A 20,154-nucleotide genomic window follows, 5' to 3' on the forward strand; every position below is an offset into this window, starting at 1 on the left:
TTGGCACACCAACCGCAACGGCCACGGCCAAACGCCCATTCCACGAGGCGATGAGCCCGCCGGACGCGGCGCGCCCGGCACAGTCGGCAGGTTTTCGGACTCGCAGGCGCCCATTGTCGTAGTTGCTCCTACTGGCCGTCGCTTTCCGGTCTCTTTGAAATCAGTGCGTTGCGACGGCGGTCGTTCCTGCATACCGCTGCGGGACTGTCCCGGACTTTCACCGGGTTCCCTCTCGCGACGCGTGTCTAACATGCCTCGCTCGATGCCGGCGCGTCAGTCGGCCAGCGCCTCCGCGATGGGCACTTCGCCATTGTTGAATCCGATGGTGCGGCGGATGGTGGAGTCGTCTGCCAGCGTGGCCGCGACGACAAGCGCGACGTCGGCTCGCGACACCTCACCATTGCCCTTGCCGATCGCGATCCGGCCGGTGGCGGGTTCGAGGGTGAGCCGGCCCGGTCCCAGCACCGTCCAGTCCAGCGCGCTGGAGCGCAGATGGGCATCGGCGGCGGCCTTGGCCTCGGCGTACGGAAAGAACGGATTATCTTGCGATACACCATGATCCGAACCGGCACCGAAGTACGACACCATCACGAACCGCGGCACGCCCGCCTGCCCGGCCGCATCGATAACCCGGATCGCGGCGTCGCGGTCGACGGCATAGGTGCGCGCCGGATTGCCACCACCGGCTCCGGCGGAGAAGACGACCGCGTCGTGCCCGCTCAGCAGTTCGGCGAGCGCGGGGGTATCCAGCTGCTCGATATCGGCCACCACCGGCTGGGCGCCGGTGGCCGCGACGTCGTCGGAGTGCTCGGGATTGCGGAAGACCGAGGTCACCTCGTCGCCGCGCTCGGAGAGGATGTGGGCCAGCTGCAGCGCGACCTTGCCGTGGCCGCCGATGATGACGATGCGTGCCATGCCCCGACGGTACTGCCGTGTCGTGGGTCAGGGTGAGAAAGCTGGTCCGCGATGTTGGGATCGGTAGCAACGCAGGCGGTGCAAATTTTGAGTCAGCAAAAATGCGGTAACACCCCCTGCCGCCCGCCGGGGAGGCCGCGCTGAACAAGGAGAAACGCGACATGAACAGCACCCGCAGCCTACGACGAGGAATCACAGGGCTAGCGACGGCGACGTTGCTGTTTGCCGGTGGCAGGCTGGGCGCAGGCATCGCCCAGGCGCAAGGACCCGGCCCACATCACTGGTGCCCAGGGGATTCCATCTACTACCCGACGGGGCCAGGCCCACATTACGGCTGGGACTGGAATGTCTGCCACACCTATTACTGGGTCAACGGGAAGGGCAATGTTCCCTATGACGGCAAGCTGCCCAGCGATCTTTACGACGGAACGAATCCCCCACCGACGGCGGACAACCCCACGTGCCGCGTCATTGGGTGTGCCCCCTAACGAGGCGCCGGCACCCTAGGGGATGGTGGGCCGGCCGCACTGACCCACCACCTGCCGCCGTCAGAGTTTTACCCGCCCCATGATCAGGTCGATGATCGGCTTTCCGGGCGGGTAGGCGCCAGTGAGCGACGCCATCGTGTGCCCGTAGTCCACCAGCAGCGTGATCCCGCTGATGCCGAACGCGGCGGCGCTGTTGAGGAAGCACATGACATCGCCCATTTGCTCCGGCGTGTGCACCTTGGAGCCGGTCTCGTCGCGGTAGTCCTGCGCGAAGGTGAGCCAGAGGTCGGCGTTGGCCTGGGCCAGCGGGGTGTCGGTGGGACCCGGGCAGATCGCGTTGATGCGGATGCCCTTCTTCAGCAGCGGGTAGCCCTGGGTGGCCACATAGGCGTTGACGACCTTCTTGGAAAAGCCGTAGTGGATGATGCCTTCCGATTCGTGCGCTTTCACCCACTCCTGTGCCGTCGCGAAGTCCGGCGTGGCCAGGAACTCGTTCAGCAAGTCCAAGTCGTTCTCCCAGCCCATGCCGGCGACCGAGGAGATGAAGCAGATTGCCGCACCCGAGGGAAGCTGGTTCTTCTCGAGCAGGCGTTCGAGCAGGTAGCGGTGGCCGAGGAAGTTGATTGCCATCAGGTCCGTGGTTCCCTCGGCGATGCCGGCGGCCGAGAACACGGCGTGGACCGGGCCGTCCAGCTGCTCGAGCGCGGCGTCGATCGACGCGGGATCGCGCAGGTCAACCTGGATGGACTTGGCGACGTCGTAGTTCACCGGCGCGTAGTCCATCACGATGACCTCGGCGCCGAGCTCGCCCGCTGACTTGGCCGCCGCGGCGCCCATGCCTGTCGCACCACCGACAACGAGCGCGCGCTTGCCGTCGTAGCGCAGCCGATCGACAATGGTCATGGAAATCCCCTTCTCCGTAACTGCCAACCCGGTTCTAACTGCTCAACTGTATGGGTAACAGTTATTTGGCTCAATACCGGGTCCGGATTGGCGGCCTTACTTGCCGCGCACGGCAACACCACGCAGGAAGGTGTCGCGGGCGTGCACCAGCGCCGCCCGACGGCCGACGGCGCGAAGGATGTTCTCCGGTATCCACTGCAGGCCGATGACGCACCGCGCCAGCATCGCGGTGGAGCCGGCGTCGATGCGGATCTCACCCGACCGGATTCCTTCGGAGAGCAGTGATTTCATCTGGCGAAGCCGCGTTGCGTACAGCCAACCGGGGTTGGGAGTGTTCGGCGGGGATTGCCGCATCCAGGCAAGCTGAATCCGGAACTCGTCGGAAAATCGGTCCAGTGCGTTGACGTTGACCCAGCTGAGCGCGTCCAGCTTTTCGACGGGGGTGGCATCCGAACGCAGCACGCTGACCCATCCCGCCTCGACCTTCCTGCCGAATGACTCCATGATCGACGCGAGGAGCTCGTCCTTGGATCCGATCACGCGATAGACGGTCCCGGTACCCATGCCCGCGGCCGAGGCGATGTCCCGGATGGTGGTGACTTCGTATCCCTTGCGGCCGAACTCCGTTCGTGCCACGGCCCGGATGTGGGCCGCCTTGTCGCTGGGATCGGCCTCGCTGTCGTCGGCCCACGTCTCGATCACGTCACTGGCGGCCTTGAAAGCGTTGGACCGGTCCAACGCCGAATCGGTAGATGGCCGGGCCGCCAACCCTTGCAAGATGATTCGGCACAGCAGCTCGGCCACCTGGTCGGCGGGAGCGGTGTGGCGCATGACGTCGAGCCCGACCTGCAGCATGGTCTGGCAGATGCGGTCGGCCAGCGTGGGAAGATCGATATCTTGTTTGATGTAGCCGCTCCACCGGCCGGCGCGCAGCGTCTGCAGCATCGCCTGCTGAATCGCGGTGGGCTGCTGCTGGGTTAGCTTCATCAGCTCGGGATCCGCGCTCGGCCCCTCGTAGAACGACATTTGCAGGGCCGCCCCGTGTTGCACGGCGCAATTGGCGATCGCGGATCCCAACAGGATGATCTGCTCCGCGACCGGCTTCGAGTCGGGTTCGTCAAGTCTCGCCTGGGCCGCCAGCCCGATGCGGTTCAAATCGTCCTGATACCGGCGTATCAACTCGACGAGGATCGCCTCTTTGGACTCGAAATGGTGATAGAGGCTGCCGGGGAGAATGCCTGCCGCGTCGGCGATTTCCTGCAACGACGTCCGCAGTCCCGAGGAGGCGATCAGCGACGCAGCGGTCTGCAGGATCTCGGTGCGTCGCGTTCCGGAATCGTCCGTGCCGCCGTGGTCCAAACGATCCACCGGTCGCCTGGCAGCCAATGATTCGGCCTTGGCCATTCGTCCTCCCGCCGAACCAAATCTTTGTTAAAGGCTATCAGACTTCCTCGAATGAATTCGCTGCATACAGCGGTGATGGACCCATTCTAAAGGCTGGGGCCGTCCCAGCGATCGCGCGCGACCACCTCCTCGACGGGCCGCCTGGCGGCCGGCCGAAACGTGTGCCCTGCCTTCAGGCGGCCCACCGGCAGCAGGCAGCCCTGGACGTACGTCTGCGGAATCCCGAGCAGCTGCCGGATCTCGCCTTCGCGGTGCAGGTGCAATGTCGTAACGCACGTTCCGTAGCCGCGGGTGTGCAACGCCAGTTGAAAGTTCCACACCGCCGGGAAGATCGATCCGTAGAGCGTGGCCTGGTGAAACGACTCGTCGCCGTCGATGCGCGGCAGGTACGGCTGATAGCAGGGGATCACCAACAACGGCACCCGCGCCATGTTCTCAACCAACCACTCCGTCGACGACATGAGCCGGCCCTCCGGCGTTCCGGCCGGCAGCATCTCGGCGAGCAGGTGGCCGCCGACCCTGAGCAGATAAGCCTGTCGGTACAGCTCGGCGATTGTGTCCCGCAACACGGGATCTGTCACCACCAGCCACCGCCACGCCTGCTGGTTCGAGCCGTTGGCGGCCTGCAACCCGATGCGCAGGCACTCTCGAATGGCGTCGATGTCGACGGGCGCGTCCAGGTCGAGCGACTTGCGCGCGGACCGGGTTGCGGTGAGCAAATACTCGATGTCCATCAGGTGCCCACGCCGAGCTGGGCCGCCACGGCGAAGACTTCCTCGAAGATCGAGTCGGGCACGGTGAACGGTTCGGTTGCCGAGACTTCGGAAAGGTGAGCATCGATGTCGTCGGCGGTCGGGGTGCTGTCTTTCTCGGCGAGCCAGCCCTGGCCGAGGCCGACGAAGACACGGGCGAAACGACCGGCGCAGGCCGAGTAGTTCTGGTGGCTGAATTGGCAGGCCCGGCTCGCCAGGAAAACAACCATGGGTATGACCAGCTCGGGCTTGATCACGCCCAAGAACCCAATTTCGTCAAGGGCTTTCGGGTCTCCCACGGTTTCGGTCACCATGCGCGAAAAGCCGAACGGGAGCACGGTATTGGAGAGGATGCCGTGCTCGGCGCCCTCGATCGCGATCACGTTCGACAACCCGACCAGCCCGGCCTTGGCCGCCGCATAATGGGCTTCCAACGGCTGGCCGAACATGCCGCCCGAGGAGGAGATGAACACGAAGCGGCCATAGCGCTGCCGCTTCATCACCCGGTACGCCGGTTGGCTCAGGTAAAACCCGCCGTCGAGATGCACGCCGAGCATCTTGCGCCAGTCGTCCGCGGACAGCTCGTCGAACGGAATGCTGTTGAAAATCCCGGCATTACTGACCACGGCGTCGAGCCGGCCGAAGCGCGCGAGGGCCATCTCGACGATCGCGTCGCCGCCTTCCGGGCTGGCGACCGAGTCGTGCGAGGCCACGGCCACGCCGCCCTCCCTTTCGATCTCGGCGACGACCTGGTCCGCGACCGTGGCGTCGGACCCGTCACCGTGCATCGTGCCGCCCAGGTCGTTGACGATCACCGAGGCGCCACGTCGGGCCAGCTCCAGCGCATACAGCCGGCCGAGCCCCCGGCCCGCTCCTGTCACGATCGCGACCTGGTCGGTGAAATCGATCATGAGACAGCGTCTTTCGCAAGACGCGCACCGAGTTCCGTGAGATAGCCGTCGGGGCCACCAAGGAACTCGCTCCAACTCAGCAGCCGTTTGAGGTAGAGGTGGGCATCGTGTTCCCAGGTGTAGCCGATGCCCCCGAACACCTGGATCGCGGTATCGCCCACGGTGGCCAATCGTCCGGCGAACGCCTTTGCCCGCAACGCTGCCAGATGGCGCTGCTGCGCATCGGCGTGGTCCGCCGCCCACAACGCGTGGATCACCCCGCTGCGGGCCAACTCGACCGTTTCGTACATGTCGACGCACAGATGCTGGATGGCCTGGAACGAGCCGATGACCTGACCGAACTGCTTTCGCACCTTGGCATATTCGATGGCTAGGTCCATCACGGCCCGCGCGGCGCCGAGCGCGTCGGCGGCCGTGGCAACGAGCACGTCGTCGACCACCGCGGCAACGGCGTCCGGGGACGACGTGGCCAGCCGGTGTGCGGGCGCGTCATCGAGCGCGACTCGAAAGTGCTTGCGGGTCTGGTCGATACCGCGCTGGGGGGCCACCGAAATGCCGGCGGAGTCGGTCTTCACCGCGAAAAGCCCGGTCCCGTTCTCGTACTCGGCGAGTACGAGCAGGACGTTCGCCGCGGCTGCGTCGGATATGGTGACCTCGCCCCGCAGCACGCCGTCGCGGTCGCGCCCGGCGGCGCTGACCGCAGCGTCATTGCGATCGAGCGGTCCGACGGCGACGATCGTGGTTCCGTCGGCGATCCCGGTCAAAAGGTCGGCCGCTTCGGCCCCAACGCCGAGCCTGGCCAGCGCGCGCGGCGCGGCAACCGCGCTCGACAGCCACGGTCCCGGGTGCAGGGCGGCGCCGAGCTCTTCGGCCACGATGCCCGCTTCGACCATCGTCATGCCGGCGCCGCCGTACTCGGTCGGCACCAACAGCCCGGTCGTTCCGAGGTCGGCGAGGCCGCGCCAGACGGCGCCGGTGGTACCGGTCGGGTCGTCGAGTAGAGCGCGCACGTGTCCAGAAATCGGGGCTTTCTCGGCGAGGAAGTGTCGCGCCGTGTCGCGGAGCGCGACCTGCTCGTCGTTCAATTCGAGGTTCATTGGCGCGGCAATCCGAGCACGCGTTGGGCGGTGATGTTCTTGTTGATCTGGGTCGTGCCGCCGGCGATGGTCAGTGAGCGCGACGTCAGGCGGTAGTCAGCCCACCGGTGCTGCTCCCCGCCGGTGCCCAGCACGTCGAAGGCCAGGGCGGCCATGTCCTGTCCGATCTCACCCCAGACACTCTTGGCGAGACTGGCCGAGCCCATGGCAGTCTTGTCCGAGCCGCCGTGCAGCGTCGCCGAAATCGAGCGCTGACACAGCAATTCGAGATACTTGATGCGCACCCCGATTTCGCCGAGGCGACGCAGTGTCACCGGGTCTTGAAGGATGCCCTGCGCGTCATCGGCGGCGGCGAAGTCGGACACCAATTCCTCCAGCCGCACCTGCATCTCGGCGTAGAGCCGTGCGGCCCCGGCGCGCTCGTGGCTGAGCGTGGTGGTGGCCACCTGCCAGCCGCCGTTCAGCGGGCCCAGCAGCGCGTCCGCCGGAACTCGCGCGTCGTGGAAGAAGATCTCGGCGAAATCGGTGTCGCCGTTGAGGGTGACGAGCGGGCGGACCTCGATGCCGGGCAGCGTCATGTCGACGATCAGGCACGAGATCCCTTTGTGTTTCGGGGCCTCCGGATCGGTACGCACATAGAGCTGGCACCAGTCGGCGCGATGCCCCAGCGAGGTCCAGATCTTCTGTCCGTTGACGACGAAGTCGTCCCCATCGCGCACCGCGCGGGTGCGCAGCGCGGCCAGGTCGGATCCCGCTTCCGGCTCGGACATCCCCTGGCACCAGATGTCGTCCGCGCGCATCATGCGGGGGAGCAGCGTCGTCTTCTGCGTCTCGGTGCCGTATTGCATGATCGCCGGCGCGATGTTGTTCATGCCAATGACGTTGAGCGGCAACGGTGCCCGAGCGCGCGTGGTTTCCTCGGTGTAGACCAGCTGCTCCAGAACCGTCGCCCCGCGGCCACCGTACTCGCGCGGCCACGACACGGCCGCCCAGCCGGCGTCGGCCATCGTGTGGTTCCAGGCGCGCAGCATCGCGAAGGTGGCGTCGTCGCGGCCGGAGGGGCGACGGGCGGCGATCAGCTCGTCGGTCAGATTCGCGGACAGCCAGTCGCGCAGCTCGGCGCGGAACTGTTCCACCTCCGCCGGGTAGGAGAAATCCACGTTCTCTTGTTTACCTCGCGCGATTGACTGGGCCAAGCCCCGGACTTTACGTTGGAACAGATATTTGGTCAACGCGGTCCAAGGTTCGGAGGTGGAGCGTGCCGAGCGACGCTCCTGGCGACCAGCCGCAGGTTTTCGGCCTGCTGGCCTCCGCCCTTGCGGGCAGTGCGGTGGCGGTGGCTGAACTGCAACCGGGTGAGCCGTCGTGGACCGACGGCCAGACGATTTACCTGGATCCTTCCGCGCCGGCCCGCGCGAAACTCGAAGCGGTTGCCGTCCAGGCCTCGATGCTCGCGGCCGGCAGCCTGGACCCCGACGTGGTGCGTTCCCTGGTCCGGCGTCCACGGCTGGCCAAGCGGTATCTGGCGATCGAGGGTCATCGCGCATTGGTCGCCAATAGCTATCTGCTGCCGGGCACGCTGGCATCGATGGGCAACCGAGACGTCGCGAGTCGCACCGGGTCGGCCGTCGATTCCCTGCGAATTGCCGAGAGCAGGGAGGCGATCGACGACCCGCCGCCGGAATTCGGGGTGATCCGTGCCGCGAAGGTACTGGCCGCGGGTTCGGCCAAGCCTGAGGACCGGCGCAACGCCGTTCATGTCCCGCGCGGGGACGGCGCGAAGCAACTCGAGGAGCTAGAGGACGGCGCGATCGACGATTCCGACGACCCGGACATGTTCACCAGCCCGGTGGGCGGGGGCGGCTTCATCGGCAAGTGGCTGAAGAAGATGCTGTCTTCGGCGCGTAAGACCGGGAGCGGCGGTGGTCCGCCCGGCGCGGATACCCCGACGCACCGGACGAACTCCGCCAACCGCGGCCTGCACGCCGTCGCCTCGCTGGCGTCAACCGCGAGCGAGGAGGTCGACGACCACGAAACCCACAGCGACGTCGACGGCGTGACCTATCCGGAATGGGATGTCACGTGCAGGAGCTACCGGCCCGCGTGGTGCACCGTGCGCGAAATCGAGGGGGAAATCAAGCCATCGGCGACCCACGCGATCGATGCCGCCATCGGCGTGCGGCGCCCGCTATCGCGACTGGGGATGGGCCTGCACCGCCGCCACCGCCAGCCGCAGGGCGACGACATCGATATCGACGCCGCGGTCGAAGCTCGCGTCGAGGTGCTGGCCGGGTCGGTGCCCGACGAGGCGGTATACCTCGACAGCCTGCGGCGCCGACGCGACCTGTCGGTGCTGCTCCTGCTCGACGTGTCGGGGTCGGCGGCGGAGCCAGGAACGGTCGGACGCACGGTGCACGAACAACAGCGTGCGGCGGTCGCCAATCTCGCTGTGGCACTGCACGATCTGGGCGACCGGGTCGCGCTCTACGCCTACTACTCGCAGGGCCGGCGCGCGGTGAACATGGTGCCCGTCAAACGGTTTGACGACCATCTCGACTCCCGGGTCATGAAGCGGCTTAACAGCCTCGAACCCGGCGCGTATTCCCGCCTCGGCGCGGCCATCCGCCACGGCTCGGCGGTGCTCGAGGCACGCGGAGGCACGTCGCGGCGGCTGTTGGTGGTGTTGTCCGACGGGCTCGCGTACGACCACGGTTACGAGCGGGCTTACGGTGCCGCGGATGCGCGCCGCGCCCTGATCGAGGCGCGCCGCCGCGGCACCGGCTGCGTATGTCTGACGATCGGCGCGGGAACCGATGTGCAGTCATTGCGCCGGGTGTTCGGCAGCACCGCGCACGCGACGATCGCGCGGCCCGATCAGCTCGCCGGCGTGATCGGACCGCTCTTCCGGTCCGCATTACGATCGGCTGAGGTTCATCGAAGGGTGTCCAAACCAGCTGTTCAGCGGGCTTGAAACAAACATCTGTTCCGGATAGGCTCGAAAACACCGCGGTGCTGCGGCTGACAGAGGGGACGCAATGGCCGACGAGTCCGGAGTCGCTTACCGGAACGGCGTGACCCCCGAGGCGGACACGGTGCGGCCCTACTACAAGGCGATTGGCAGCGAAGAGGCAATCTTCAAGGCGGCGTACCGCCAGGGTTTGTCCCTCGTCTTGAAGGGCCCGACGGGGTGCGGCAAGACCCGCTTCGTCGAGGCGATGGCCTTCGACCTCGGCCGGCCGCTGATCACCGTCGCGTGCCATGACGACCTCACCACCGCGGATCTGGTCGGTCGGTACCTGCTGCAGGGCGACGAGACGGTGTGGGTGGACGGTCCGCTCACCCGGGCGGTGCGCGAGGGCGCGATCTGCTATCTGGACGAAGTCGTGGAGGCCCGTCAGGACACCACCGTGGTGCTGCATCCACTCGCGGACCACCGCCGCCAGCTACCCATCGAACGGCTCGGTGTCACACTGGACGCGGCCCCCGGATTCGGCCTCGTGGTGTCCTACAACCCCGGCTATCAAAGTGTGCTCAAGGACCTGAAGGATTCCACACGTCAGCGCATGGTCGCCATCGAATTCGGTTTCCCCGCAGCAGATGTCGAGGAGGCCATCGTTGCGCACGAGTCGGGTGTCGACGATGCGACCGCAGCCGAGCTGGTGCGTTTCGGGCAGGCGATCCGCCGGCTGGAAACCGGTGGGTTGCGCGAGGTAGCCTCGACGCGCGTGCTGATCGCGGCGGGCCGGCTCGTCGCGGAGGGCCTGACACTGCAAGAGGCGGCCCGGGCGGCGATCGCCGGGCCACTGACCGACGACGTGGCCGTGGGCAAAGGCCTGGGCGAGATGGTCGACATCTATCTGGGCGGATCCGGGGTTGATGGGGCGCGATGATTGACGCTGTATACCGGCCCCGCTAGGGTCTGAACAAATATTAGGTTTTCGGATCGGCGCGCACGAGATCGCCACCCGGGAGGTCAGATGTCCTACGAAAGCACTGCTGAGCCGATCAAGGTCGGCTATCTGATGGACTTCACGCTGCCGCCGGGCTTTCCCGAGGAATTGATGGCGAGTTTCACGCGGTGCTTTGACCTCGTGTTCGACGAAGCCCTTCAACAGGGCCTGATCGATCGCCCGGTGCAAATGATCTACCGCGAAGTGGAGGGGCTGCCGAAGGGGTCGGTCAAGGCGGTGATCGATGCCTTCGGCGAGCTCGTCGACGAAGGCTGCCTGGTGGTGTTCGGCCCGCACATCACCGACAACTGCGTGCCCACCCGCGAGGCGATCCAAGAACGGTTCAAGGTCCCCGCCATCAGCGTCACCGGCACCGACGACTGGTTGGGCGAATGGACGTTCTCCTTCCCGCAGGGTTCGATGACCGACGAGCCGATCTTCATCGCGGACCTCGTCGCCAAACGCGGACTCTCCGAGATCGGCGTCCTCGTCGAGCAGAACCTGATCGGCGAGAGCTACCTCAAGAACCTGCGAAGCGCTTGCCGCCGCAATGGCATTCGCATCGTTGCTGAAGCGGCGATCGCCCAAACCGCGCAGGACATCAATGAAGCCGTCCGCACCCTGCACGATGCGAAGGCCGAAGCGATCGTGCATCTGGGCTTCGGCTTTGGGATCGTGTTCATCAACCCGGCGCTGCAGGCCGTCGATTGGGACCCGCCGCGATTCACGACGACGGCTTTCCAGAACGCGTGGGTGAACCCGATCATGTGGGACGCATTCATGGGCTGGGTCGGGGTCGATCAGTATGACGAGGCGAATCGAGTCGGCCAGGACTTCCTCGATCGTTACGCCGAGAAGTACGACGGTAGCCGCCCCGAATATTGCGTGTCGGTGGTCAACCGTGACGTCGCCGCCACACTTGTGCGTGCGTTCGCGGATGCGCACCCGCTCAGCCCGCGCGGCGTTAAAGAGGCGTTGGAGCGGGTGAAGATGATGCCCGCCGCCTCCGGTGCGCCCGGCACCCGGGTCTCCTTCGGCAAATGGACGCGGCGCGCGTGGATGGGTGCCGGCTATCTGGTCGCACGCACCCTGGACGCCGACGGCACCAACTCGCACTTGGTCGATCGCTTCGGAGAGTGAGAAATGAGCACTGACCAATCCGCACCGCTTGCCGCCGACGAGAAGCCGGAATCGCCGCCCCGAAGCCGCAAACGCGGCTGGGGTGGCTGGATCGCCGGCGCTGCGCTGGCGGCGTTCGCGCTCTTCTTCATCGCGAACCGCCGTGTCGCCCTGGATCCGCGGGTCGCCAACCCGAATGTCGTGGGCCGGCCGCGCCCGGTCAAGTTCCAATTCGGGCTGGACTACATCGGGTTCCTGGATGCTGCCACTGTGGTGGCGCTCATTGTGCTGCTGCTGGTCTTTATCCGAGGCTGGCGACGGAATCCGGGCAGTCCGGTCATGCTGATGTTCTTGTGCACGACGCTGATCGTGTGGCAGGACCCGATCATGAACTGGGCCCCGTTCGCGGTGTACAACCCCGATCTCGTCCACTGGCCGGAGTCGTGGCCGCTGGTGTCGCTGTCGCCGACGGTCGAACCGTTTGTAGTTTTCGGTTACGTGATGTTCTATTTCGGCCCCTACTTTCCGGCCGTCTGGATCCTGCGGAAGCTGCAGGCCAAGCACAGGCCGCAGGCGTTCGTGTCGCGACATCCGTTGGTGTGCCTGGGTCTGATCACGATGGTGATCGGCTTCGTCATGGATGCGTTTCTGGAAAACACCCTCATCCACTGGGGCATGTACATCTACTCGCAGGTGATTCCCTGGGGCTCGGTATTCACCGGCACGACGTTCCAGTTCCCGTTGATCTGGGAGTCCTTCTCGGTGACGTTCGTGATGGTGCCCGCGGCGATCCTGTGCTATCGCGACGACACGGGTAAATCGGTGGCGGAGAAGCTGGCCGCCAAGGCCAAGGTCTTTCCGACGCGCCCGGTGCTCGGCACCTTCCTCGTGATGTTCGCCATTATCAATGTCTCCTACTTCGCGTACGGGGCGTGGTTCTGGGCTATCAAGGTCAGCCATGCGGCGACTTCGGTGGCCTGCCCGTGGCCCTACCCGGAGGCCAAAGTGTATGACCCGCAAGGGTATTACGAGAAGGCAGGGGCGCAGGGCCCGTACTCGGTCGGCATCTGGTCGACCTGGGCGAGCGGGGAACCCAACGGCCGACCGCAAGTCCAACCGCCGGCGCCCGGTGAGGGTGCCTGTGCAACCCCGAGTAAGAATGGCTGATCCTCGTAGCGTCGTCATCACCGGCGCTTCCCGTGGCCTGGGCTTCGCCTCGGCGGTGCGCCTCCACCGCGAGGGGTGGCGGGTAATCGCGGCGATGCGCGCACCCGAGAAGGGGATCGCGGCGCTGCGCGAGGCGACGGGAGCGGCCGGTGACGACGACCGTCTCGTCGGCGTGCAGCTCGACCTTACGGACGCGGTGTCAATCTCCGCTGCCGCCAAGACAATTGAGGAAGCCGTCGGCGCGCCCTACGCGCTGGTGCACAACGCGGGGATCTCCGCCGCCGGAATGGTGGAGGAGACCGACACGGAGCTGTGGCAGAAGATGTTCGCCACCAGCGTCATAGGCCCCGTCGCGCTCACCCAGGCGCTGCTGCCGGCGATGCGCGCGGCCGGCGAGGGACGCATCGTGCTGGTGTCCAGCGCGTCCGGCGTGCGCGGCCAGCCGGGCACCGCGCCGTATTCCGCGGCCAAGGGGGCGCTGGAGCGATGGGGTGAGGCGATGGCGTGCGAGATCGCGCCCTTCGGCCTCGGCGTCACCGTTTTGGTGACCGGCGTGTACGACACCGACATCATCACCGACGCGGGCACCACCGACGACCGTGATTTCGACGGCCCCTACGCGCGGCTGCATACCACCATGAACACCCGCGGCCGTTTCGCGATCCGTTTCGCCAGGCCACCCGAGCGGTTCACCGACGGCCTGGTCAAGGCGCTGGGCGACCGTGTGCCGTTCCGTCGTCGCGGCGTGGGACCCGATGCCTCGATGCTGTTGGCGCTCAACAGGATCCTCCCGGCCTCGGGCATGCACCACATGTCCCGGATCGTGCTGGGCATCCCCAGACAGGGGTCGATGCGCGGCGGGACATGGCCGCTGACCGCCGGCCAACGGCTGATGGTGCTCGCCGCTCGAGTTCTACCGGCGTCGGTGTTGCGGCGCTTGGGATCAAAGGAGCAGTAATGGAACAGCTTTTCGACGACCTGGAAGACTTCGGCGCCTTCGACGACGCCGTCTCCGGCGACGTGCGCGACCCCTACACGGAACTGGCGCGGCTGCGCCGCGAGGAGCCGGTCCAGCGCCTGGACACCTCGGGAATGCCCCACGAGGAGTCCAAGCCGGTGTTCATCGTCTACCGCCACGAGGAAGCCCAGCAGATGCTGCGCGACAACGAAACGTTCTCGTCGGCGGCTGTCATCGCGGCGTTCGGTCCGGTGCTCGGCGAAGGCGTGATGCTCGGCATGGACGAACCGGTGCACGGCCGGCTGCGGTCGCTGGTGTCAAAGGCGTTCTCGCAGAAGGCCTTAGCGCGTTGGGAGGACGAGCTGGTCGGTCGCGTCGCCAACAGCCTGATCGACAAGTTCGCGGCGAAGGGCAAGGCCGACCTGGTCAAGGAATTCACCTTCGACTATCCAAGCCAGATCATTGCCGGCCTGCTGGGCCTGCCGGAGGAGGACTATCCGCAATTCCAGCGCTGGTCCATCTCCCTGCTGAGCTGGATCCTCAATCCGGAACGCGGGCTCGCGGCGTCGGCCGCGCTATGTGACTACTTCGCGCCGATCCTCGACGCCCGCCGCGCCGAACCGAAGGACGATCTGATCAGCGCGCTGGCCCACGCGGAGATCGACGGGGAGAAGCTCGACGACGAGGAGATCTTTTCGTTCTTGCGCCTACTGCTGCCCGCGGGGGTGGAGACCACCTATCGCGCGCTGGGCAGCCTGCTCTTGGCACTGCTGTCCGACCCCGCGCAGATGGACGCCATCCGCGCGGACCGATCGCTACTGCCCCAGGCGATCGAAGAGGGCGTGCGGTGGGAACCGCCCCTGCTGACCATCACCCGGGTTGCCACCCGCGACACCGAACTCGGCGGGGTGCCGATCCCGGCCGGCTCGACGGTGATGCCGATGCTGGGATCAGCCAACCGGCAGGAAGACCGCTACCCCGATCCCGACACGTTCGACATTTACCGACAGGCCAGGGGACACCTCGGCTGGGGGCACGGCGTGCACGTCTGCCTCGGCATGCACCTGGCGCGGCTGGAGATGCGCACCGCCATCAACCTGTTGCTCGACCGGCTGCCGAATCTTCGACTGGACCCCGACGGGGACGACCCGCACATACGGGGGCAGGTTTTCCGGTCGCCGACGTCGGTCCCGGTGCTGTTCGACCCCCAGTGACCAGCCCCGCAGCGGTTGCAACTTGTCAATCGGCTAGTTTCCAGTAAGGCTCTCCGTAGCCCTTCAAACGACGCAGAAGAGAGTGACAGATATGACCGAGGCTGTAAAGGTTCGCTTCGAGCCCAAAATGATGATCGACGGCAAGCTCGTCGAGGGCCAGGCGGGCACCTTCACCAACATCAACCCGGCGACCGAGGAATCGCTCGGCGAGGTCGCCGACGCGTCGAAGGAGGACATGCACCGGGCCATCGACGCGGCCCGGCGCGCCTTCGACGAGACCGACTGGTCGACCAACCGCGAGCTTCGCAAGCGCTGCCTGTTGCAACTGCACGACGCGATCGAATCCGAGAAGGAGGAGCTGCGCGAGGAACTCATCCTCGAAGTTGGTTCCCCACGGGCCATCACCTTCGGCCCCCAGCTGGACGCCCCGCTGGCCGACGGACTGAAGTACCCGGCGCGACTGATCGACGAGTACGCGTGGGAAACCGACCTCGGGGACCGCGTGATCAGCCTGACCGGCGCCAACACCTCCATCAAGGTCTGGCGGGAGCCGGTGGGCGTAGTCGGCGCGATTGTGCCGTGGAACTTCCCGTTCGAGGTCACCCTCAACAAGCTCGGCCAGGCGCTGGGAACTGGCAATACGGTGGTGCTCAAACCAGCGCCCAATACCCCGTTCAACGCGACCCGGCTGGGCCGGCTGATTGCCGAAAAGACCGACATCCCGGCCGGCGTCGTCAACGTCGTCACCGCCTCGGATCACTTTGTGGGCGAAGAGCTTACGCTCTCGCCCAAGGTTGACCTGATCTCGTTCACCGGCTCGACGGTCGTGGGCAAGCGGATTATGGAAAAAGGCGCTGCCACGATGAAGCGGCTGTTCCTCGAACTCGGCGGCAAGTCGGCCACCATCGTTCTCGAGGACGCCGACTTCGGATTGGCATGTGCGATCGGCATCGCCCCGTGCATGCACGCGGGCCAGGGCTGCGCCAATCCCACCCGGATGTTGTTGCCGCGGTCTCGCTACGACGAGGGTGTGGCAATCCTCAAGGGCATCTACGAGAACGTCACGTGCGGCGACCCCCAGGATCCCGCGACCCTGTGCGGTCCGGTGATCTCGCAGCGACAGTTCGACCGCGTGACGAGCTACATCAAGAAGGGCGTCGAAGAGGGCGCCACTGCACTGGTCGGTGGGCCCGGCGCGGAGACCGGTTTCGACAAGGGATACTTCATCCGCCCAACGCTTTTCACCGACGTCGACAACTCCATGACGATCGCCCAAGAGGAGATCTTCGGGCCGGTGCTGTCGGTGATCCCGTTCGACGACGAGGAGGACGCGATCCGGATCGCCAACGACAGCGTGTACGGATTGGCCGGCAACGTGATGTCGGGCTCGCTGGAGCATTCGCTGGCGGTGGCTCGCCGGATCAAGGCCGGCTTCATCGGCGTCAATGGCGGGGCGCCGTACGGCGCCGACACCCCGTTCGGCGGATACAAGCACAGCGGGGTGGGCCGCCAGAACGGCGTCGCGGGGTTCGACCAGTACACAGAGATCAAATCCGTGGGTTATCCCGTCGGCTGAGTTGCCGGCGTCGAGATTGCCGTCAGGGTTGTGGTTTTGGAGCCGATCGCAGCCATGACGGCAATCTCGACGCATTAGGTCTAGCCGCGGATGCGAGAAGAACGCGAGTTTGTGTTCGCCGCCGTCGCCGACGAACGGCGCCGCATCGGAATCTGCTGGATCGTTTGGACGAGGCGCAGTTGGCCACCCCCAGCCTGTGCGATGGCTGGGACGTCAAGACGGTGGCCGCCCATATCGTCAGCACCATCACAGACGGAACCCCGGCATTTCTGAGCCTCGCGCTGCGCCGTCGGAGCATGGCGCGCGCGATCGACGAGTTGGCCCGACAGGGCGCGCGGCGGCCGGCCTCTGATATCGCCGCCAGCCTGCGTCAATGCGCGGATCGCCGGATCAGTCCGCCGTTGTTCGGCCCACTCGATCCGTTGGCTGACGTCCTGGTGCACGGTGGCGACATCAGGATCCCGCTCGGCCTGCCGTTTGCCCCCGACCCGCAGTTGCCGGCGCTGGCGATGGATTTCCTGACCGGTCCGTGGCCGTTCGGTTTCGTTCCGTTGGGCCGCCTGCGCGGGATCAGCCTGCGCGCTAACGATATTCGTCGGACCTGGGGGAGGGGTGCCGAGATTCGCGGACCGGTCGCCGCGCTCATGATGGCGGTCAGCGGCCGCACCGCGCTCTTGCATCTGCTCGAAGGGCCGGGCCTGGCACGGCTGCTCGAGCGGGTACCTGCTCCTCCTGGCGATTTGACCTAATTTTTGTTCCGTTCTAGATTTGACGGAGGGCCGGGTGACGCGCGAAAGGGTATGACGGAATGACTGATTTCGACTCGGTCGATTTCTTCACCGACGCTTCCCTTATCCCCGATCCGTACCCCTATTTCGACCACCTGCGCGGCCGTTGCCCGGTGATGCCGCAACCCGAACAGGGCGTCATGGCGATAACGGGGCACCAGGAAGCCCTCGCGGTGTACAAGGATCCGTCCTTCTCCTCATGTGTCTCGGTCGCCGGCCCCTTTTCGGGCCTGCCCTTCGAGCCCGTGGGCGACGACATCGGCGAGCTGATCGAGCAGCATCGCACGCAGATCCCGATGAGCGAACACATCGTCACCCAGGATCCGCCGGACCATACCCGGACGCGGGGGCTGCTCAGCCGCCTGCTGACTCCCAAGCGGCTCAAGGAAAATGAAGACTTCATGTGGCGGCTCGCCGATGCGCAGCTCGACGAGTTCGTCTCCCGCGGAACGTGTGAGTTCCTGGATGACTACGCGCGACCCTTTTCGGGATTGGTGATTGCCGATCTGCTGGGTGTTCCGACGGAAGACCACGAGGAGTTTCGGGCGGCGTTCTCCGGCCAGGTCCCTGGCGGGATCGACGACGACTCGGTGACGCGCGCACACAACCCGCTCGAGTACCTCGACGAAAAGTTCACCACTCACATCACCGAGCGCCGCCGCGAACCGCGATCCGACGTGCTGACCGAGCTGGCCCTGGCGAAGTATCCCGACGGCTCGACTCCCGAAGTCATCGACGTCGTCCGGCTCGCCACCTTCCTGTTCGCTGCCGGACAGGAAACGACCACCAAGTTGCTCAGCTTCGCCGTACGAACGATCGCCGAACATCCGGAGCTCCAAAAATTGCTTCGCGAAGACCGGAGCAAGATACCGACTTTCGTCGAAGAGACACTGCGCATGGAAAGTCCGGTCAAGTGTCATTTCCGGATGGCGCGGACATCGACGTCCATCGGTGACATCAAGGTTCCGGCGGGCAGCACTGTGATGCTACTTCCCGGTGCGAGCAACCGGGACGTCCGTAAATTCGATGACCCCAACGAGTTTCGCATTGACCGGACCAATGTTCGCGAACATATCGCGTTCGGACGGGGCAATCATTCCTGCCCCGGCGCACCCCTGGCCCGGGCCGAGGGACGGATCTCGCTCAATCGCATCCTCGACCGGATGGCAGACATCAGCATCGCCGAGGAACAGCACGGTCCTCCAGATGCCCGGCGCTATACCTACGAACCGACGTGGCAGATGCGTGGCCTCACCGAGCTGCACCTGGGATTCAGCCCGATCGCGTGAGCGCTATGCACGAAACCGCCAGGTGGGATCCCGGATTCACGGAGCGGCTCGTCAATGCGGCGGGCCCCGTAGCGCGGCGCTGGTTCCGCTTCGAGGTGCGCGGGTTGGAATCGTTGCCGGTACGGGGCGGCGCGCTGCTGGTGTCCAACCATTCCGGCGGCATGCTGACGCCCGATGTGCTGATCTTCGCCTCAGCGTTCTACCGCAAATTCGGCTACGACCGCCCGCTGTACACGCTGGGTCACGACGGGATGTTTGCCGGACCGCTGGCCGGCGTGTTCACGCGTCTTGGCGTGATCCACGCCAGCACGGAAAACGCCGTCAAAGCGCTGCGGTCGGGAGGAGTCGTGCTGGTTTTCCCCGGCGGCGTCTACGACGCGTACCGGCCGACATTGGCCGAAAACGTCGTCGACTTCAATGGGCGCACGGGATATGTCAGGTCGGCGATCGCCGCGGGGGTGCCGATTGTGCCGGCGGTGTCCGTCGGCGGGCAGGAGAGCCAGTTGTTCTTGACTCGAGGGACCTGGTTGGCGAAGCGGTTGGGCCTGTCGCGGTTTCGGTCGGACATTCTGCCGGTGACCCTGGGGTTCCCGTTCGGGTTGAGCGTGATTATGCCGCCCAATCTCCCGCTGCCGACCAAGATCGTGACCGATGTTTTGAAACCGATCGATATCCGCGCCCGGTTCGGCGACAAGCCGGAAGTCTCCGACGTCGACGCGCATGTGCGTGCGGTGATGCAGACCGCGCTCGATCGACTGGCCAGCGAGCGCCGGTATCCCGTCCTGGGCTAGGATTCGGTGACGTCGCTTGAAATCCCTGCGGCAGCGCATATTTCGTGGAACGCACCGACCATAGCGTCGGTCACTTCGTGGGTGTCGGCAACGGTGCGATCATCGGCGATGACCGAGATGTTGAGCTGGTCGACGTAACTCCACACGGTGATGTTGATGCCGCACCCCGCGATCAGCGGGCCCGCGGAATAGATCTCGCCGACCACGGCACCGGCGAAACGCCCACGCTCGCGCGGCCCGGCGACATTGGACACGGGCAGGTTGAACAGCCTGTTTTGCGCGTCTCGCCGAGCCAGCCACCGAAACGCGGCGGGGGCGACGACCGACGGCAGGTAGGTGATCAATTTGCCGTACAGCTCGGGACCGAACAGCTCATTGTTTTCTTTGGCGATCGAGGTCGCCAACGACGTCAACCGCACACGCTCCAACGGGTCGTCGACCTGCGTCGGCAGCGACACCACCATCCCACCGAGCTCGTTGCCGCTGATCCGGTGCGGCGAGCGGTCCGTACTGGCCGGCACCGAGGCGAGGATGGGCCGGTCCGCGGCGCCGTCGTAGCGCAACAGCAACTCCCGCAATGCGCCCGCGGCCATCGCCATCACCACGTCGTTAATGGTGATCCGCAACCGCTTACCCGCGTGTTTCACCTGCGCCAGCGACAGGGTCGCGGTCGCGAACGTGGTGAGCAACCGGATTTCGCCCGGCTCCTGCACGCGCCGCCGACATTCATCAACCATGTGGTCTCACCGGTACGGACGTTCGCGACCGCGACCCTGTCGCTGGCGCAGGTGAAACACGCGGGTAAGCGGTTGCGGATCACCATTAACGACGT

Annotated in this window: 16 protein-coding genes, 3 pseudogenes and 1 riboswitch; of the genes and pseudogenes, 11 read left to right on the forward strand and 8 right to left on the reverse strand. The window is 65.9% G+C overall.

Annotated elements, in window-relative coordinates; translation table 11 throughout:
- Window positions 1-67 precede the first annotated feature (67 nt).
- Window positions 68-264: riboswitch (cobalamin riboswitch) on the reverse strand.
- A 9-nt stretch (window positions 265-273) separates the two neighbouring features.
- The 7 genes from A5745_RS00210 to A5745_RS00245 form a co-directional block, all read right to left on the reverse strand.
- Window positions 274-915, reverse strand: coding sequence for an SDR family oxidoreductase (locus tag A5745_RS00210; protein WP_076114707.1), 642 nt, complete (start codon window positions 913-915; stop codon window positions 274-276).
- A 548-nt stretch (window positions 916-1,463) separates the two neighbouring features.
- Entirely contained in the window at window positions 1,464-2,306 is an 843-nt protein-coding gene (locus A5745_RS00220; protein WP_076059334.1) for an SDR family oxidoreductase, read from the reverse strand.
- Window positions 2,307-2,402: 96 nt separating this feature from the next.
- Complete coding sequence (locus A5745_RS00225) at window positions 2,403-3,710, reverse strand: TetR/AcrR family transcriptional regulator (protein WP_076114709.1); 1,308 nt, start codon at window positions 3,708-3,710, stop codon at window positions 2,403-2,405.
- Between the two features lie 86 nt (window positions 3,711-3,796).
- Complete coding sequence (locus A5745_RS00230; protein WP_076059337.1) at window positions 3,797-4,444, reverse strand: nitroreductase family protein; 648 nt, start codon at window positions 4,442-4,444, stop codon at window positions 3,797-3,799.
- Window positions 4,444-5,373, reverse strand: a complete 930-nt coding sequence (locus tag A5745_RS00235; RefSeq protein ID WP_076114710.1) for an SDR family NAD(P)-dependent oxidoreductase — start codon at window positions 5,371-5,373, stop codon at window positions 4,444-4,446. Before A5745_RS00235 ends, A5745_RS00230 begins: the two co-directional genes overlap by 1 nt.
- On the reverse strand, window positions 5,370-6,470 hold the full coding sequence (locus A5745_RS00240; protein ID WP_076059341.1) for an acyl-CoA dehydrogenase family protein: 1,101 nt from the start codon (window positions 6,468-6,470) through the stop codon (window positions 5,370-5,372). Before A5745_RS00240 ends, A5745_RS00235 begins: the two co-directional genes overlap by 4 nt.
- Window positions 6,467-7,630, reverse strand: a complete 1,164-nt coding sequence (locus tag A5745_RS00245; protein ID WP_076059343.1) for an acyl-CoA dehydrogenase family protein — start codon at window positions 7,628-7,630, stop codon at window positions 6,467-6,469. The genes A5745_RS00240 and A5745_RS00245 overlap by 4 nt, the downstream gene beginning before the upstream one ends.
- Window positions 7,631-7,728: 98 nt before the next feature.
- Here A5745_RS00245 and A5745_RS00250 point away from each other — a divergent pair, with 98 nt between their 5' ends.
- The 10 genes and pseudogenes from A5745_RS00250 (at window position 7,729) to A5745_RS00295 (ending at window position 19,322) form a co-directional block, all read left to right on the forward strand.
- On the forward strand, window positions 7,729-9,441 hold the full coding sequence (locus A5745_RS00250; protein WP_076114711.1) for a nitric oxide reductase activation protein NorD: 1,713 nt from the start codon (window positions 7,729-7,731) through the stop codon (window positions 9,439-9,441).
- Between the two features lie 64 nt (window positions 9,442-9,505).
- Window positions 9,506-10,360 (forward strand): CbbQ/NirQ/NorQ/GpvN family protein, encoded by an 855-nt coding sequence (locus tag A5745_RS00255; protein WP_076114712.1) that lies wholly within the window; start codon window positions 9,506-9,508, stop codon window positions 10,358-10,360.
- 87 nt (window positions 10,361-10,447) lie between these two features.
- Window positions 10,448-11,560, forward strand: a complete 1,113-nt coding sequence (locus A5745_RS00260; RefSeq protein WP_076114713.1) for an ABC transporter substrate-binding protein — start codon at window positions 10,448-10,450, stop codon at window positions 11,558-11,560.
- Between the two features lie 3 nt (window positions 11,561-11,563).
- Window positions 11,564-12,706, forward strand: a complete 1,143-nt coding sequence (locus A5745_RS00265) for a spirocyclase AveC family protein (protein ID WP_076114714.1) — start codon at window positions 11,564-11,566, stop codon at window positions 12,704-12,706.
- The gene (locus A5745_RS00270) at window positions 12,699-13,664 is read left to right on the forward strand and encodes an SDR family oxidoreductase (protein ID WP_076114715.1); all 966 of its coding nucleotides are present in this window, start codon (window positions 12,699-12,701) and stop codon (window positions 13,662-13,664) included. Before A5745_RS00265 ends, A5745_RS00270 begins: the two co-directional genes overlap by 8 nt.
- Window positions 13,664-14,878, forward strand: a complete 1,215-nt coding sequence (locus A5745_RS00275; protein WP_076114716.1) for a cytochrome P450 — start codon at window positions 13,664-13,666, stop codon at window positions 14,876-14,878. The genes A5745_RS00270 and A5745_RS00275 overlap by 1 nt, the downstream gene beginning before the upstream one ends.
- Window positions 14,879-14,969: 91 nt before the next feature.
- Window positions 14,970-16,454, forward strand: coding sequence for an aldehyde dehydrogenase family protein (locus tag A5745_RS00280; protein WP_076114717.1), 1,485 nt, complete (start codon window positions 14,970-14,972; stop codon window positions 16,452-16,454).
- A 90-nt stretch (window positions 16,455-16,544) separates the two neighbouring features.
- Window positions 16,545-17,203: pseudogene (locus A5745_RS00285) on the forward strand (maleylpyruvate isomerase family mycothiol-dependent enzyme).
- A 59-nt stretch (window positions 17,204-17,262) separates the two neighbouring features.
- Complete coding sequence (locus A5745_RS00290; protein WP_076114718.1) at window positions 17,263-18,531, forward strand: cytochrome P450; 1,269 nt, start codon at window positions 17,263-17,265, stop codon at window positions 18,529-18,531.
- A gap of 5 nt (window positions 18,532-18,536) precedes the next feature.
- On the forward strand, window positions 18,537-19,322 hold the full coding sequence (locus tag A5745_RS00295) for a lysophospholipid acyltransferase family protein (protein ID WP_076114719.1): 786 nt from the start codon (window positions 18,537-18,539) through the stop codon (window positions 19,320-19,322).
- Here A5745_RS00295 and A5745_RS00300 read toward each other — a convergent pair.
- Window positions 19,319-20,002, reverse strand: a pseudogene (locus A5745_RS00300) (WS/DGAT domain-containing protein); the annotation flags it as partial. The gene A5745_RS00295 and the pseudogene A5745_RS00300 overlap by 4 nt on opposite strands.
- Between A5745_RS00300 and A5745_RS24130 the strand changes: the two are divergent.
- A pseudogene (locus tag A5745_RS24130) lies at window positions 19,955-20,154 on the forward strand (wax ester/triacylglycerol synthase domain-containing protein); the annotation flags it as partial. The pseudogenes A5745_RS00300 and A5745_RS24130 sit on opposite strands and share 48 nt — an antisense overlap.

The organism is Mycobacterium sp. IS-2888, from assembly GCF_001954215.1.
In the GTDB taxonomy this organism is placed as follows: Bacteria; Actinomycetota; Actinomycetes; order Mycobacteriales; family Mycobacteriaceae; genus Mycobacterium.

Excerpts from the sequence above, each read along its gene's own strand:
- A5745_RS00210 (WP_076114707.1), bottom strand. The coding sequence starts at position 915 with ATGGCACGCATCGTCATCATCGGCGGCCACGGCAAGGTCGCGCTGCAG.
- A5745_RS00220 (WP_076059334.1), bottom strand. The coding sequence starts at position 2,306 with ATGACCATTGTCGATCGGCTGCGCTACGACGGCAAGCGCGCGCTCGTT.
- A5745_RS00225 (WP_076114709.1), bottom strand. The coding sequence starts at position 3,710 with ATGGCCAAGGCCGAATCATTGGCTGCCAGGCGACCGGTGGATCGTTTG.
- A5745_RS00230 (WP_076059337.1), bottom strand. The coding sequence starts at position 4,444 with ATGGACATCGAGTATTTGCTCACCGCAACCCGGTCCGCGCGCAAGTCG.
- A5745_RS00235 (WP_076114710.1), bottom strand. The coding sequence starts at position 5,373 with ATGATCGATTTCACCGACCAGGTCGCGATCGTGACAGGAGCGGGCCGG.
- A5745_RS00240 (WP_076059341.1), bottom strand. The coding sequence starts at position 6,470 with ATGAACCTCGAATTGAACGACGAGCAGGTCGCGCTCCGCGACACGGCG.
- A5745_RS00255 (WP_076114712.1), top strand. The coding sequence starts at position 9,506 with ATGGCCGACGAGTCCGGAGTCGCTTACCGGAACGGCGTGACCCCCGAG.
- A5745_RS00260 (WP_076114713.1), top strand. The coding sequence starts at position 10,448 with ATGTCCTACGAAAGCACTGCTGAGCCGATCAAGGTCGGCTATCTGATG.
- A5745_RS00265 (WP_076114714.1), top strand. The coding sequence starts at position 11,564 with ATGAGCACTGACCAATCCGCACCGCTTGCCGCCGACGAGAAGCCGGAA.
- A5745_RS00270 (WP_076114715.1), top strand. The coding sequence starts at position 12,699 with ATGGCTGATCCTCGTAGCGTCGTCATCACCGGCGCTTCCCGTGGCCTG.
- A5745_RS00275 (WP_076114716.1), top strand. The coding sequence starts at position 13,664 with ATGGAACAGCTTTTCGACGACCTGGAAGACTTCGGCGCCTTCGACGAC.
- A5745_RS00280 (WP_076114717.1), top strand. The coding sequence starts at position 14,970 with ATGACCGAGGCTGTAAAGGTTCGCTTCGAGCCCAAAATGATGATCGAC.
- A5745_RS00290 (WP_076114718.1), top strand. The coding sequence starts at position 17,263 with ATGACTGATTTCGACTCGGTCGATTTCTTCACCGACGCTTCCCTTATC.
- A5745_RS00295 (WP_076114719.1), top strand. The coding sequence starts at position 18,537 with ATGCACGAAACCGCCAGGTGGGATCCCGGATTCACGGAGCGGCTCGTC.